Genomic DNA, 14,126 nt, shown 5'->3' on the forward strand with positions numbered 1-14,126 from the left:
TCGCCTACTCAAATATCCCGCAGCATCCCGCGGTTTCCTCCCTGGAGGTTTATTCAACGTCTGCCCGCTGGCGCCATCTCGCGGGCACGCTCATCGCGTATGGGCAGACGTCGAACAAACCTAAACCCAAGCAGAAATTGAACGCGAATGTTAGAGGTTCTGCTATGCCGAATCCGAATCGCACGGGCATTGAGCCAGCGGAAGTGTCAGAGAGACTTCAAAGCCAGTACTTTGTCCGGTTCTGGGTGACTTTAGGTGGAGCACAGTGCCGATGCGCTGAGCCACTGAATTGACTATTGCCAAGCCAAGGCCACTGCCATCAGTGCCTATCCCTCCATGTACGAACCGGTCTGTCAAACGGTGGAGTAATTCTTCTGGTACAACGGGCCCATCATTGGCGACTGTCAGCAAACCGTCCTTGGCGAGTGTGACTCGAACAGGCGTTTCTACCGCTCCGTGCCGCATCGCATTTTCAATTAAGTTTCGATACACGATCGCGAACACGTCTGGGTCGAGGTCTGACATCAGCGGCGATGCCGGCAGCTCCAAGGTTATTCTTTCTGATCCCACTATCCTAGATAAATCCTCAGTGAGTATGTGCGCAACCGGTCGCAAATCCGAGATGCGATCTAGGCGTAGTCGACCGCCCTCTGCCCTTGCCAGTTGCATGAGGCGTTCAGACAATCGCGTCAAGCGTTTGAGAGTTGTCTCAATGTCTGTAGCCCGCAATCTAGTCTCTGGCTCTCGTGTTTCTGTCTGCAGGCGTTGAATCTGCGCGATCGCGCCTGCGAGTGGAGTGCGCAGTTCGTGGGCAGCGTTGGCTGCAAAGCTACGCTCGGCCTCGAACGCTGCAGCAAGCCGCCCAAGCAACTCGTTCAGGGTGTCCGCCACCGGGGAAACTTCGACCGGGAGCCCGTCCCCTGGTACCAGTGACAGATCGCGCTCACCACGCGTAGCCAACGTATTCCTGAATCGGCGCAAGGGAGCGAGACTCACTCGAACCGCAAATACGATGGTCAGGAGCGCGACGGGCAGGAATATCAGTAATGGAAGTCCCAACCCCATCTGGATTTCACGCGCTACCGTTGTGCGATGGGCCAAAGGCTCGGCGATCGTGATCCGGACAGAGCCTTGAACCGCCTGTTCGTTGTAATACCGATGGGTAGTGGATTGCCGGAACCCGATACCGTCCCAGGCAGGAAATACCGAAGAGTCGGCATCATGCGATTGGAGCAGGATGCGTCCTTGAGCATCGCGCACGACATAAGTAAGAAACTCGTCATGCTCACGGATTTCGGCCAGGCGCTGTGTCATGCCTTCTTCCTCGCGCCCGAGAATGTCAGCGACGGCGAGAGGCAAAATGCGCTGCGCCGTTTCCTGTAGGGCTGAATCGAAGACCTTTTCGATCGCATCATGAGCCAGTACTGCGGTCACAGCAGCCGCACCGATCCAGATCGCGGTCAGCAGGGCTCCCAAAGAGAGCCCCAACCTATTTTGAAGACTGAGGGGCAGTTTCATGCCCGTCCTAGTCGATATCCGAGACCTCGTTCGGTCTCAATGATCTCAGCGCCGAGTTTCTTGCGTAGGCGGCTGATATGGACCTCAATCGCGTTGCTCTCTATCTCGGCATCAAAGGCATATAGCATATCTTCTAGCTGGGCCTTGGAAAGCAATTGGCCTGGCCTGGTCAGGAAAGCTTCGAACAATACCCATTCGCGCGCAGTCAACGATACCGCGTGACCTTCGCGATTGATGCGGCGGGCCGCAAGGTCGATTTTCAACTGCCCATGGGTAACGATGGGGTTTGGGTTGCCGCTGTAGCGGCGCGCGACCGATCCGATACGAGCTGACAGTTCAGCAAGATCAAAGGGCTTCACCAGATAGTCATCGGCACCAGCATTGAGACCCTCTATTCGGTCTGAAACCTGATCAAGTGCAGTCAAAATAATGACGGGGGTGGCAACACCACGGTTCCGTAAGCGCCGCAGGAAAGGAATCCCCCTTCCATCAGGGAGCATGAGGTCAAAAAGAAGGAGATCATATGCAGCGGCAGCGACGGCACTGTCTGCTGCGTCAAGGCGCTGCACCCAGTCCACCGAATGTCCATCACCCGCAATCTGGTCACGCACGGCAGTGCCAAGGATCGAGTCGTCTTCAATCAACAAAATTCGCATGGGACTCTTTCTCGACATTGGGCCTACGCCATGGAGTACCTGACGGGAAGCTGAAGCAATTTTCGCTTGGGGTTCAGGGTGCGGTCACCTTCGCAGGACATCCTAGAGTCGTCAATGTTATCGGAGTCCTGCAATGAAATCACTTGTTCCCATCGTCACTGTGATCGCGCTGACTGTTTCTAGTGCGGCTCTTGCCAGCGACGATTGCCACAGTCCTATGGCCGAATGGAAGTCTCGCGACACCGTGGCCGCTCATGTAACAGAGCTCGGTATTACCCCAGAGCGTCTGCGCGTAGATGATGGATGCTATGAAGTCCGTGGCCGTGACGGAGATGGCAATCGGGTCGAGCTAAAAATAGACCCGGCCACGCTGGTGCTTTTGAAACTGGAAGTTCTCTTTCGCTCAGGCACCAACCCGTCACGCTACTTGCCGACTGGGCGAGTCCAGACCGGCAAACCGGCAAAACCTAACGTGACCAGGTCGCTAAGCACGCCTTCTGCAGCCACAAAAGCCGAGATCAACTGAGGGTCCAGCGATGCAAATCATAGGGCACCTATGGACGGTTTGTTTTCCGTATAAGCGCTTAGCGCCTGGCCTGGCTCGCAGATGGTATCGGGATCACACCTTTTCTGGCCAGGGCCGAGTTATTGAACCATACGAACCAGCAGGAGATTGTTCTGATATGGGCTGTGACGACGTGGACTGAGACATTCACAGCCGATCGACTTGCAGTTATCGCCGCTCGTCATACAGGGCTGACGGTTCACATCGTCGCCAGCACAGAAGAAGGGCAACTGACGGCGCAAAGGCTGACGCGTCTCACTCCTTTACTAGTGCGTGAGTCTGAGTTGTTTTATTGCGGCTCGACCAGCTTGCGCGATGCGATTGTGTCTGGACTCAAGGCCTTGTGGCAAAGCCACCGCCGCGTTCATTGAGAGGTATTTGAACTGCGCTACAGGTTCCCTTGTCGCGCCAGGTCAACCGCCCCGGTCGTTCTTCTAGCCACGATTGCACTTGCAGCGGCTTTAGGCCATCTGGCGATTGACGCTATCAAAGGCCTGCCAAAACCAATGGCGGCCCGTCCGAGTGACGGCAACGCGGTCTCATCTGCAGGAGGGGAAGAGAACAATTTCACTGAAAAGCAAAAAGAACACGACGATGACTGAAGCTCCGTACGTAGATCAACGCCCCGACACAACCACGCTCTATCTGGAAACATCAAAGAGGAAATCCATCATGAACCGATACCTTTCTTGCCTTGCATTGTCCACCGCTCTGGCACTGCCTGGGCTCGCCATGGCACGCCCGGTTACCCTGAACACCACACTTAAGAACTATGGAGGTGATGGTGCCTATCTTGCTCTTTATCTCACCAACGCTTCGGGTGCCTACGTTCGCACCCTGTGGGTGGCAGGTGAGAAGTCGAAGTACTACAAGCATTTGACAGATTGGCATCGAGCAACTGGCGGCAATCCATCACAGATCAACGGCATCACGGGCGCCAGCGTGGGTGCCGGTCGGACGCTGAAGGTGACCGTCGATCTTGAAGATGCTTTGTTTGATGCTGGGTACAAGCTCAACGTTGATGCTGCCGTGGAGGACATGCGTGATAGTCCACGGGAGATCTCAGTGCCCCTGATGAAGACGGGTACCGGCCGGTCTGTTGCCGGACGGCACTATGTCGCAGGCTTCACCTATGGGCTTTGATCCTGAACTGGGGGCAAATCATGACACGCATCCTGCACCGCTGGCCAGGTCTTGTGCTGGCCGTCCTGCTGCTCGTAATGAGTCTGAGTGGAGTGGCGCTGTCAATCTTTCCCGCGCTTGACTCGACTCACGCTCCACAGACTGAAGCAGGTTTGACGGTGGCCGAACTGGCCATGCGAGTGCAGGCGACCCATCCTGGTCTCGAACAAATCAAGCGCGCGCCTTCAGGGCAGCTGAGCGCATGGTGGTTCGACGGTGAACAGCCCGGTTCTGCAGTTGTCGATCCGGCCACAGGCCGGGACGTGGCAAGCGCCGACCCTGATCCGGTGCGCCGCTGGCTGACCTCCTTGCACCGCTCACTCTTCCTGGGCGATGGCGGACGGCTGACAACCGCTGTCGGTGCGATTGCGATGCTGATACTTGCGATATCAGGCGCGATACTGGTGACTCGACGCACAGGTGGGGGACGGCGCTGGTTCGCGCGATTGCGCGGACCCTTGCCGGGACGGCTGCACACAGAGATTGCACGCGTGGTGGTTCTCGGGCTTATTCTGTCGTCCACCACCGCGATATGGATGTCGGCAGAGACATTCGAGATTGTCTCAATAGAACCTGTACGCTTTCAGACACCGTCCCAGGTTAGTGGCCTGACTGGCCTAGCCCTCGCGGAGATGGATGCCTTGCGCACGACGCCGGTGACGGAGCTGCGGGAACTGAGCTTTCCCTCGCCCAGCGACTCGCAGGACGTGTTCACTCTCAAGACCAACCGTGGTACGGGTTATGTCGACCCAGGGACAGGCACTTGGCTGTCTTGGCAAGACTTTAGCCGCTGGCAACATCTGTCAGAAACGATCTACATGCTCCACACTGGCCAGGGCGCTGCCGTGCTAGGACTCATGCTTGGCCTGATGGCCCTGGGTGTTCCAGCTATGACCGTGACAGGCGTCCTGATCTGGTTAGCCGGTCGGCGCGGGCGGCCGCGGTTAAAAGGCAACTCGACCGCAGGGCAGGCCGAAACTGTGGTGCTGTTAGGTTCCGAAGGCGGTAGCACCTGGGGATTTGCTGCGGCACTGGCTAGCGCGTTGCGCAATGCTGGACAATTGGTGCATGTTGCCCCAATGACAGATTTTGCGCCGTCGCGCTATCACAATGTGCAGCGCTTCCTCATTCTCGCCGCCACCTATGGCGAAGGAGATGCTCCCGCGTCGGCCAGCGGGTTCCTTGAGAAACTTCAGGGGTTGAGTGAAGCACCCAAGGCCCCGCTGGCTGTGCTGGGTTTTGGCGACCGCAGCTTTCCGGCCTTCTGTGCGTTTGCCAAAGCGGTGGAGAGTGGTGCACGCGCCAAGAATTGGCCTGCATTGGTGCCATTCCACACCATCGACCGTCAGTCGTCGCAGGACTTTACCCGCTGGGGCAGAACGTTGGGTCTTGCTCTAGGTATCAAGCTTGAAATTGAACACCAACCGGCACCCCCTGTCACCGAGATGCTTACCCTGGTTGAGCGCCGAGATTACGGTGCAGCGGTGCAGGTGCCTATGGCGATCCTGCGGTTTGCACTTCCGAATGCTTCGCATTGGCAGCGCCTGACAAAACAAGGTTTTGTACGGTTCGAGGCGGGGGACCTGCTGGGCATCCTGCCTGAGGGATCAGCAGTCCCACGTCTCTACTCATTGGCCTCGGGATCGAGAGACAGTTTTATCGAAATCGTCGTACGCAAACACCCTGGAGGCTTGTCTTCTGGTCAACTGACGATGCTGGAACCCGGCCAGAAGGTGCGCGCCTTCTTGCGCCGCAATCCTGGCTTTCATGCTGGACGTGACCGCACGCCCCAGATCCTGATTGGTGCAGGCACTGGTGTGGCTCCTCTCGCTGGCTTCATTCGCGCCAATGAGAATCATCGCCCGATGCATCTGTTCTTTGGGCTGCGCAACACCGATAGCGACTATTTGTATCGCGAAGAACTGTCGGACTGGCAGACCAAGGGACGGCTGCACCATCTTCGCATCGCGGTGTCTCGCGGAAATCGACCGCAATTTGTGCAGGACGTTCTGCGTCAAGAGGCTTCACAGGTCACGGATGCCATTCTCCAAGGGGCGAGAGTTATGGTTTGCGGCAGCCGTGAAATGGCCCAAGGCGTTGCCGACACGTTGACTGACATCCTGAAGCCCCTAGGGCTGACACCAACGATGCTGAAAGAAAGGGAGCGCTATGTCGAAGACGTCTACTGATCTGATCCGCCATGCACTGAACGGACCCACCATGGGCACATGCTGGTCCGCTTTGTTTTTCACCGCGCCAGGTTTTGATCCCGGTCCTGTGCAGGCAGCACTGCAGAAGGCGGTCGACGACGTCGATGCGCACATGTCCACCTGGAAGCCAGACAGCGCCCTCATGTGTCTGAACCGAGCCCCTGTGGGAACAACTGTCGTGGTACCGGACGATCTGGCCAAAGTGCTGGCCCTGAGCTTGGCCATCGGCCGCACCTCAGGCGGAGCCTTTGACATCAGCATGGGGGATGCCGTGCGTGCCTGGGGCTTCGGCCCCGAGGCGGTAGACGTGGAGGGTATCCGCACCGCCATGGCCGTGCCACGACGTCCTACACACGAGGTGCTGGAAATTAATGGCAAGCTGGTGCGCAAACGGGACGCCATTACGCTTGACCTGAACGGAATCGCCAAGGGGTATGGGGTGGACCGGCTGGCGGAAACGCTGCGTATCTGCGGCATAGAGGCAGGACTTGTCGGCGTCGACGGCGAGATGCGCGCGCTGGGCCTGCGGCCAGATGGCGAGGCCTGGACAATTGCGGTCGAAGCACCAGACCCAAACTGTCGCGCGCCACATTCGCTTCTATCCCTTCAGGATGCGGCTGTCGCCACTTCCGGCGACTACCGGCATTGGGTAATCGTGCAGGGACGCCACTTGTCACACACAATGGATCCGAAGCGTGGGGCCCCGCTGATGTCCTCGCCTGCGTCAGTCACCGTCGTTGCTCCGACCTGCGCAGAAGCGGATGCCTGGGCTACTGCTCTCATGGTGGCCGGCCCCGAAATCGGAACTGCGCTCGCTGCGCGACAGGGACTGAGCGCGTTGTTCCTGATGCGGGAGGACAGCGATGGCATAAGGACCAACGGATGCGGAAGCATATTTGGTGACAATACCGCGAAGATCGTCGGCACCATGCAGGCCAAGGCAGTCATCTGACTTTGAGTTTTATGAGTAGTCCCGATTCGGGCGGACACGACAGTCGCGACCTTGTCCTTATCTTTGTGAACTACCCGGGTTTCGTGGAGGCTGCTTTGATTTTCATAAAGATTGCCTTGGGCAAAATGACAAATCAGCTGCTTGTACCCACTGCTACGCCGGGGAAGGCGTTGACGCACCCTTGAGTTTGGCAAGCCAACTAAGATTCCGCCCATTATTTGTAAACTTTTTTATCGCTCACCCTAAACACCGGCGATTCCCATACGGACACATTGCTCGATTAACGCCGCTAACGCTATAGCGGCTCGCTTTTTTCGGTGAATGGGTAGAGATGGTGGCCATCGTTGCAGGGCAGGATACGGGTTTGTTTCACGGCAGTCTGGCGCCAAGCTGGGGGGCCGGGCAGTCCGCCAAGACAGTCGGGCTGTAAAACAGCGTGCAAAACTTTCCACCTGGTAACTATTGGGCGCTGTTTGACAGGCAAACCTTGCAAACGCCTATATCGAGGCCCTGGCGCTCACCACACCCGGCGATGAAATCAGCATTGTGATTTCTGGCAATCAGCAAGCCATTGAAGAGGGCAATGCCAAGATGATCGCTTTTACTAATCACAAGCTTGCAGGCGACCTTGAGCGATTGTAGGTACAGGTTATCTGTAGCAATCTTGGGGTATTGATGGGTAGCCCTTCAAAGTCCCGCCACTGAAAGTAGAGTAAAGCGCGAAGTAGCTACACAATGAAGCGGTGATTAACTAGCGACGGTAATCAACGCGGGGGCCAAAGCCACGCTCAAGCGACCAACGATAGCAGGCAAAGGCTCAGGCGGGAGTTCGTTCTTCTTGAGAAATGCCAGCCACAGTGCCTGCCGCGAGGCATCATGCGCAACTCGTCCGTCAGGCCGACCGGCAGCGCTTCAGGAACCGCCATGCCCCTTCTTTCGAACGTGGCCTTGATCGCCCTGGCAAGCAGATCGGTGTCCAGAATTTCTCGTTCCAATAGCACCGACAGATCAAAGTAGTCTTTCAAGCGGCTGTTGGTCATGCCCAGCAAGGCGATGGCGTGGAGTTTCTCCGCGATGACGGTGTACGTTGGGTAGGCACGCAGTCGTGGCGCAGGCATTTCTTCGAGCAATACCGGATAGACCGAATCTACAGGTACCGGTGTGACTGCGTCTCCGAAGCCGACGTCGATTTGCGTCTTGCAGCATGCTCTGGCCAGATCGCCTGCAATGATCACGCGAACGCCGCCGTAGCCTGTATCTTTGCGAATCTCTTCGACAGCGACTGAGGCAGGATCGAACACGATACCGTCGTCGACCGTTACGGCTGCAATGTCACGGAATACTTGGGCGACCGACTCCAAATCGCTGGCACCGAAACCCAACAGATCGGCATCGCGCGTGGCCCGGTGTGGCATGTCGTACCAGAGCGTGAACAGCAGCGCGCCTTTGAGCAGGAAGCGATCCGCGTGGGGGGACTGGGTCAGGCGATAGAGAATGCGCTCCAAGGCGAAACGCACCAGTACCTGATTGAAATCGATGCCTTGCATCTTGGCGACGTTGAGCAGACGCGCAAGAATGGATGCTGCGACGTTTGGGGTAACATCACTCATCCGACGCTCTCCATGTAGGGGCGCATCACGTTGGCCACGCGGCAGATTTTGGCGAAACGCCAGATGTCGTCGACAGTTGCCTTGCTGCGCGTCCGGGCGTCCTTCAGTGCCTCCAGTGCCACATCCAGACCGATCTTGTTGCGGTGCTTGAAGCAGTCCGCCTCGGTCTTGGCCACGCTGTACACCCGGAGTTTGACGCCGCCACGCTCGACCTCCTCAATGCCTGTTGAGTAGGCATCGCCCGTGAACTGCACCATCTTGACGGGCGGGTAGTCGATACGGGGCGGGTGGCTGCCCCGAGGCATAGCGATCCAGACCTGGCGCGGCAGCTGCGTGGTCAACTCATGAAACTGCAGTGCTGTGAGCAGGCAGAACACCGCCTGTGGCACCTTGGTGGCAACCGTGCTGAGACTTTCGAATTCTGATACCTGGGCGTCCGGCAGGCGATAGAGGCCACGCCCCACCTTCTTGAGCAGACCTGCAGCGGACAGGCGCGTCAGGACGATCCGGGGCGCTCTGATAGCGTCCAGATCGCTGGCGCGCAGCAGTCCCTTCTGGCTGGCTAGATCAAGGACACGCTGAATGTGTGTACTGGAGGGCATTTGAAAGGAGTATGTTCCGTTATTTCGTCGAAAGAAAACATTAGAAGAAAAAACGGAACAATTTACTCTTCTATTTCATTTATGTCCGAGAATGCGGAGCTTCCAGGATGTAATCGTCTGTGTCGATTCCGATGCGGGGTCAACCATATCGACGACCTGCAGCTTCCACACCCCCTTTGAGCGCTCATCCAGATAAGCATTGCTAGCGGTCAAATCGATTGAGAAGCCATCAGGCGTAGGGAGCAGCAAAGTAAGCGCAGGTAGGATGATGCTACGGGTACCACCCGGCGAAATAAGCATGATGCGCAGGTTGCCGGGATGCTTACTTGTAGTCTTAAGCTGCAATTGAACGGTTTCTATCTTGGCTTCGTCATCGATTGTTATGTCCGATGTCGCGGCATTCTCTTGTCGATAAGTAATCGGCACAGGGACTCCAGTCGAGGACTGCCAGGCACCCTGATAAAACGCGGGGAGTGACACGAAGTTTCGCGCCCGATTAACCGCCTTGGTTGCATCGACCAGGCCGAACCCATACCAGTTACTGTACGTATGGCCTGCCGCATTCGTAACCCATCCGCGGTCTAAAAGCATGCCATTCCACAGAATACCGGGCTGCTCAGCATCGACCTGCCTGGCTGTTGTCGCCAGAATGTACTTGATGTCGCGCCAACTCAGCGATGGGTTAACTTGCAACATCAATGCGATCACCCCGCTCACCATGGGAGCGGCAGATGAGGTGCCGTTTGCCATTGCGGTATAGCTGCAGGTGGGATCAAGCTGGGTACTGGTACCTGAGTCAAGTGCGTTGAATGACTTGCCGCTTTTATTCAGCCCTTTGTCACAGCCAGGCGCATCCGCAGTGACGATTGCTGGTGCGAAATTACGCGCTGGATTTCTCTCTGCCTTTTCTGGCACTGCACCTTGCTTCATGACCTCATTACGCTGCCATCCTTCTTCACCTCCCAAACCAGACACCCACAAGACCGAACCCGTGGAGGAGTAAGATGATTTTTGCCCCGATGCATTGACAGCGCCAACGGCAATGACATCTGGCAAATTACTCAACAAATCTGTATTGGCTACGATGCACCCCACGCCACTACGCTGCGTCGCCTGCTCACAGCTACTCGCTGAAATGCCGTTCTTTTCAATATCTAGAAAAGAATTTCCAGCCGCATGCACAATCAGAGCAGCATGGGGATCGTTTAGGTCCTTATTATCAATGTCATCATTTGGCAGAAATAGCGGTGGCTGGCCACCCATGCTGTTGTTGATGACTCTAGGCATGGGTGCGCTGCCGGTACTGGGCGCATTGAGATCAAGCACTTTAGCTTCCGGAGCCACGCCACGCCCACCTTGCCCGTTGCCTGCCGCAGCAACCATGATGGCGGCTATTGCCGTCGCATGCATCGCTGACATATTGTCTTTTGAGCGGTCGATTGAGTCTCGACGCAACATATTGGGCATTAAGTCAGGATGATCTGAATAGGCTTGATAACTATCCATCAACCCAATCACTACTCCCTTACCGGTGATGCCTTGCTCATATAGGGTGCCCATATTCAAATCAATACCAGGCACGGGGCGAGCATCGGCAAATACCGCTTGCCCGGTGTTTTTAAGGTGCCATTGATACGGATAGAGTGGGTCGTGACCCGCTGCTGTACTTGCCAAGGCATTTCCCGCCAACAGGGAAAAAATACTCGCGATGAGCAGATTACTTTTAGAAAGCGTAGCGGGTGGTGTTAAGTGTATTAATTGATGTGTAAACATTTTTACCCCAATACGTCCCTTACAGAGACTAGGAAAAGGTAGGAAGTGCACCAATTAGGTTGGTGTTATACGTTGATAGAAGTCTGCCATTCCGGTTCCAAAGGACTGGGGTAAGCCGCAGTTTCCTGCCGGCCATGAGTGGTAAAGCGGCCAAGCCTATCCGACAAACAGTGAGGGGCTGGAAACTGTAACGGCGCGCACCAATTCCTCTTGGGGAGATTGCGCGTCGGATCAATCCAGTGCTGCGTGGTTGGATAACGTATTACGGACGCTTCTATCAGTCAGCCCTGTATCCAGTGATAGCGCAGGTTGACCTGCACTTGGCCAAGTGGATCGTTCGGAAGCACAAGCGAGCGAGGCGAAGCCTGGTACGGGCGTTTGAGTGGTTACGGCGGATTCGTCGTGACTATCCGTCATTGTTCGTGCATTGGTGCTTGGCCTATGAAAGCTGAACGGTTCAGCGACAAGAGCCGTATGACGCGAGAGTGTCACGTACGGTTCCGTGGGAGCGTAGGGGGGGCGGTTTCCCTGCGCCACCCGATAACCCCACTTAACGCAGATCCACCACAAACACTGCCGGGCGTGCTTGATACCTTGGTGTTGGGCTATCGATTACATTGGCTGGATACGCATCAGGTAAGTGACACCAATAGACTGGAGAGTGACGTTACAGCCAGCCAGTTTTTCGGAATCGCCAGAATAATAGCAAATCGATCACGGCCATGATGGCCAGCGTAACCGGGTAAGCTTCCGGTATCTTGAGTTCGGGCATGTGCTCAAAATTCATGCCATACACTCCAGCAATCATAGTGGGCACGGCGAACAGGGCAGCCCAGGCAGCTAGCCGTTTGCTCACCGCGGCTTCGTTCAGTTGGATCAGCGCTATGTTGACCTGAATGGCCGTTGCAACCATGTCCCGTACCGTGTCGGTTCCTTTGACGATGCGCTCCAGGTGGTCGTACACATCGCGAAAATACTCGCGCATGTTGGCACATACTGCTGGCACGCGGCCGCTATGCAAATGGGAAATCGCTTCAAGCAATGGCACTGCCGCATGGTACACCGTGACCAGCTTGCGCTTGAGCGCATAGAGCGCTTCAATGCCCTCGCGAGATTGCGTGCCACTACCAGAGTCGGTGAACATTCGCTCCTCGATCACTTCCAGCTCGTCTTCCAGACGGCGGGCAATTGCGAAATAGCGGTCAACGACTGTGTCCATCAAAGCATACAAGACAAATCCGGAACCATGGCGCAGGAGATCAGGCTCATCCTCGCAGCGCTGCCGTACATTCTGAAAACCCGTTCCTGCCTGGTTTCGAATCGATAGAATGAAGTTCGAGCCGACGAAAATATCGACTTCGCCCACCTTGAGTTCGCCAGCATCGTCCATCTCCAGCATATGCAATACGCAAAAGAGGGTTTTGCCATATTCCTCTATCTTCGGTAGTTGATGCCCATGTCGCGCGTCCTCGACCGCCAGTGGGTGGAGGTCGAACTCGACCTGCATTTCATCTATCTCTTCCGGCAGCGGGTCTTTTAGGGCAACCCAAACGAAGGTATCGGCGCGGCATGCGTACTCACTGATATCCTCGACCGGAAGATCACCGATTTTCTCGCCGTCTTGGTAGGCAGAACAGTTGATCAGCATGATTTGCTCTAAGAAATGATGGCATACACAGTTGCCTACAGTTCATGAACGGCATCTGGCCACGTGGCAGGAAAAGCATTCGGCTCGGGCATACAGTGGGCTGGTAACAATGCCGCCTTAGACGACACCCACCGTACCTAACGTAGGCACGGCCAGTTTCAAACGCAAGTTCAAACAACCCGGGGGGGGCACTTTTGCATTTAGGTCCATATGATCTGGACTCTGTTATGCATTATGAATTTTCGACAAAGAGTCTGCGTGTCCCCGCAACAAAAACAAGGCCATGGCCACGTAATACGCTGTCAACAGGCGATATTGCCGCATTGGATATATCTTTACGGCGGTGCACCAAAAAATTCAGGACCAGTACCTACAGACAATGGTTTGAGCGTAGAGTTAAGTAAACGTGAGTTGGTATTAACAGAAAACTCGATGGGAAAAGTTGAGCTGCAGTTTCCCCCGAATATCCCACTTGCCAGTGCCCCTGAGATTGTGAGCGAAAATTCCCTTGTTACCGTGACTGCGGAGCGCCACGCAAACAATAAATTTACACTACATATTCAGCCGCAACAGGGGGCGATGGACCAGCTAAATCCCAGTACTGGGCGGAGCCTTAACCGGATATTTACCCATTTCCGTACTGCCGACGGCAAAACCGCCACGGCGATATTCGCCGTCAGTATTGTTACACCCGCTTGCTTACCCAAGTCATATCGTCAATTGGTTTTACTTTGGAAACCTGCCGGTAGTCAGCAAAGACAATGCTTGGAACTACGTGGAGATATGGATGTGAATCCGTCATCACCAGAAACCCTGGTTCTGGCTCCATGCGATGGCAATAAACCAGCTCAGTTGTGGCAACAGGACGGTGGGAACGGGCGGGTAGTCAGTACTACCGGCACCTACTGTATCGCTTTGGATACGCCTCCCAATAGCCCAATTAGCGGTATCCATGTCCGTCCCAAAGAAACAGATTTGGAACCATGTAGGGCATCAAATACTCCAGTTATGGCTCAATGGCGTTTTGAAGACGGGAAGCTGATCAGTGTTGCCCATCCTCGGTCTGCTCTGACTTACACGGCTGGCGAGGTACCTGCGCTGTTCCCCATAGAAAATCGGCCAGTGCCTTGGCAACAATGGGAATGGTATTGAACCAATCTAGAAAAATCTGGGTAACAGGTCATTTACGTGGCCTACCGAAGACATACTGATTCAAAAAAGCAGTACTTCCTAAGTACGCGATTTTACATTTCCTCGTACTGTCTACAATGGACCCTATTACTATCTGATGTTACGCAGTAGCTGCGAGAAGCAGCTGTAACTGATCATAAGCCGCGCGGGAGGCGTTGATCAGTAACTTGCGGCAAAGTGCGAATGGGTTCTTCTGCGTCTTGATGCTCAGGCATTCAA

General features: G+C 55.5%; 13 protein-coding genes. 7 read left to right on the forward strand and 6 right to left on the reverse strand.

Going from position 1 to position 14,126, the window contains the following annotated elements; genetic code table 11:
- Positions 1 to 162 precede the first annotated feature (162 nt).
- Together CSQ89_RS16305 and CSQ89_RS16310 are read right to left on the reverse strand one after the other, a co-directional pair.
- The gene (locus CSQ89_RS16305; RefSeq protein WP_099407170.1) at positions 163 to 1,518 is read right to left on the reverse strand and encodes an ATP-binding protein; all 1,356 of its coding nucleotides are present in this window, start codon (positions 1,516 to 1,518) and stop codon (positions 163 to 165) included.
- The gene (locus CSQ89_RS16310) at positions 1,515 to 2,174 is read right to left on the reverse strand and encodes a response regulator transcription factor (RefSeq protein ID WP_099407171.1); all 660 of its coding nucleotides are present in this window, start codon (positions 2,172 to 2,174) and stop codon (positions 1,515 to 1,517) included. Before CSQ89_RS16310 ends, CSQ89_RS16305 begins: the two co-directional genes overlap by 4 nt.
- A gap of 133 nt (positions 2,175 to 2,307) precedes the next feature.
- Between CSQ89_RS16310 and CSQ89_RS16315 the strand changes: the two genes are divergently transcribed.
- The 5 genes from CSQ89_RS16315 (at position 2,308) to CSQ89_RS16330 (ending at position 7,083) form a co-directional block, all read left to right on the forward strand.
- Positions 2,308 to 2,700: a PepSY domain-containing protein gene (locus tag CSQ89_RS16315; RefSeq protein ID WP_099407172.1), complete on the forward strand. Its 393-nt coding sequence runs from the start codon at positions 2,308 to 2,310 to the stop codon at positions 2,698 to 2,700.
- A gap of 86 nt (positions 2,701 to 2,786) precedes the next feature.
- Entirely contained in the window at positions 2,787 to 3,110 is a 324-nt protein-coding gene (locus CSQ89_RS22145) for a hypothetical protein (RefSeq protein WP_374701364.1), read from the forward strand.
- 301 nt (positions 3,111 to 3,411) lie between these two features.
- Positions 3,412 to 3,882 (forward strand): DUF2271 domain-containing protein, encoded by a 471-nt coding sequence (locus CSQ89_RS16320; RefSeq protein ID WP_099407173.1) that lies wholly within the window; start codon positions 3,412 to 3,414, stop codon positions 3,880 to 3,882.
- Positions 3,883 to 3,902: 20 nt separating this feature from the next.
- Positions 3,903 to 6,110 (forward strand): PepSY domain-containing protein, encoded by a 2,208-nt coding sequence (locus tag CSQ89_RS16325; protein ID WP_099407179.1) that lies wholly within the window; start codon positions 3,903 to 3,905, stop codon positions 6,108 to 6,110.
- Positions 6,091 to 7,083 (forward strand): FAD:protein FMN transferase, encoded by a 993-nt coding sequence (locus CSQ89_RS16330; RefSeq protein ID WP_099407174.1) that lies wholly within the window; start codon positions 6,091 to 6,093, stop codon positions 7,081 to 7,083. Before CSQ89_RS16325 ends, CSQ89_RS16330 begins: the two co-directional genes overlap by 20 nt.
- Before the next feature lie 788 nt (positions 7,084 to 7,871).
- On the opposite strand, the gene CSQ89_RS16335 is transcribed toward CSQ89_RS16330, so the two are convergent.
- The 3 genes from CSQ89_RS16335 to CSQ89_RS16345 form a co-directional block, all read right to left on the reverse strand.
- Positions 7,872 to 8,693, reverse strand: coding sequence for a nucleotidyl transferase AbiEii/AbiGii toxin family protein (locus CSQ89_RS16335; protein ID WP_233203237.1), 822 nt, complete (start codon positions 8,691 to 8,693; stop codon positions 7,872 to 7,874).
- Positions 8,690 to 9,295: a type IV toxin-antitoxin system AbiEi family antitoxin domain-containing protein gene (locus CSQ89_RS16340; RefSeq protein ID WP_099407175.1), complete on the reverse strand. Its 606-nt coding sequence runs from the start codon at positions 9,293 to 9,295 to the stop codon at positions 8,690 to 8,692. The genes CSQ89_RS16335 and CSQ89_RS16340 overlap by 4 nt, the downstream gene beginning before the upstream one ends.
- 75 nt (positions 9,296 to 9,370) lie before the next feature.
- Positions 9,371 to 11,068, reverse strand: coding sequence for a S8 family serine peptidase (locus CSQ89_RS16345; RefSeq protein WP_099407176.1), 1,698 nt, complete (start codon positions 11,066 to 11,068; stop codon positions 9,371 to 9,373).
- A 203-nt stretch (positions 11,069 to 11,271) separates the two neighbouring features.
- Between CSQ89_RS16345 and CSQ89_RS23865 the strand changes: the two genes are divergently transcribed.
- The gene (locus CSQ89_RS23865) at positions 11,272 to 11,520 is read left to right on the forward strand and encodes a group II intron maturase-specific domain-containing protein (RefSeq protein ID WP_374701365.1); all 249 of its coding nucleotides are present in this window, start codon (positions 11,272 to 11,274) and stop codon (positions 11,518 to 11,520) included.
- Positions 11,521 to 11,735: 215 nt separating this feature from the next.
- Here the strand turns inward: CSQ89_RS23865 and corA are convergent, their stop codons facing one another.
- Positions 11,736 to 12,716 (reverse strand): magnesium/cobalt transporter CorA, encoded by a 981-nt coding sequence (gene corA / locus CSQ89_RS16355; RefSeq protein ID WP_099407177.1) that lies wholly within the window; start codon positions 12,714 to 12,716, stop codon positions 11,736 to 11,738.
- Positions 12,717 to 12,974: 258 nt separating this feature from the next.
- Here corA and CSQ89_RS16360 point away from each other — a divergent pair, with 258 nt between their 5' ends.
- Positions 12,975 to 13,868 (forward strand): hypothetical protein, encoded by an 894-nt coding sequence (locus tag CSQ89_RS16360; protein ID WP_139023085.1) that lies wholly within the window; start codon positions 12,975 to 12,977, stop codon positions 13,866 to 13,868.
- The last annotated feature ends 258 nt before the right edge of the window (positions 13,869 to 14,126 follow it).

Source organism: Chitinimonas sp. BJB300 (assembly GCF_002735695.1).
Lineage (GTDB): Bacteria > Pseudomonadota > Gammaproteobacteria > Burkholderiales > Chitinimonadaceae > Chitinimonas.

Excerpts from the sequence above, each read along its gene's own strand:
- CSQ89_RS16305 (WP_099407170.1), bottom strand. The coding sequence starts at position 1,518 with ATGAAACTGCCCCTCAGTCTTCAAAATAGGTTGGGGCTCTCTTTGGGA.
- CSQ89_RS16310 (WP_099407171.1), bottom strand. The coding sequence starts at position 2,174 with ATGCGAATTTTGTTGATTGAAGACGACTCGATCCTTGGCACTGCCGTG.
- CSQ89_RS16315 (WP_099407172.1), top strand. The coding sequence starts at position 2,308 with ATGAAATCACTTGTTCCCATCGTCACTGTGATCGCGCTGACTGTTTCT.
- CSQ89_RS16320 (WP_099407173.1), top strand. The coding sequence starts at position 3,412 with ATGAACCGATACCTTTCTTGCCTTGCATTGTCCACCGCTCTGGCACTG.
- CSQ89_RS16325 (WP_099407179.1), top strand. The coding sequence starts at position 3,903 with ATGACACGCATCCTGCACCGCTGGCCAGGTCTTGTGCTGGCCGTCCTG.
- CSQ89_RS16330 (WP_099407174.1), top strand. The coding sequence starts at position 6,091 with ATGTCGAAGACGTCTACTGATCTGATCCGCCATGCACTGAACGGACCC.
- CSQ89_RS16335 (WP_233203237.1), bottom strand. The coding sequence starts at position 8,693 with ATGAGTGATGTTACCCCAAACGTCGCAGCATCCATTCTTGCGCGTCTG.
- CSQ89_RS16340 (WP_099407175.1), bottom strand. The coding sequence starts at position 9,295 with ATGCCCTCCAGTACACACATTCAGCGTGTCCTTGATCTAGCCAGCCAG.
- CSQ89_RS16345 (WP_099407176.1), bottom strand. The coding sequence starts at position 11,068 with ATGTTTACACATCAATTAATACACTTAACACCACCCGCTACGCTTTCT.
- corA (WP_099407177.1), bottom strand. The coding sequence starts at position 12,716 with ATGCTGATCAACTGTTCTGCCTACCAAGACGGCGAGAAAATCGGTGAT.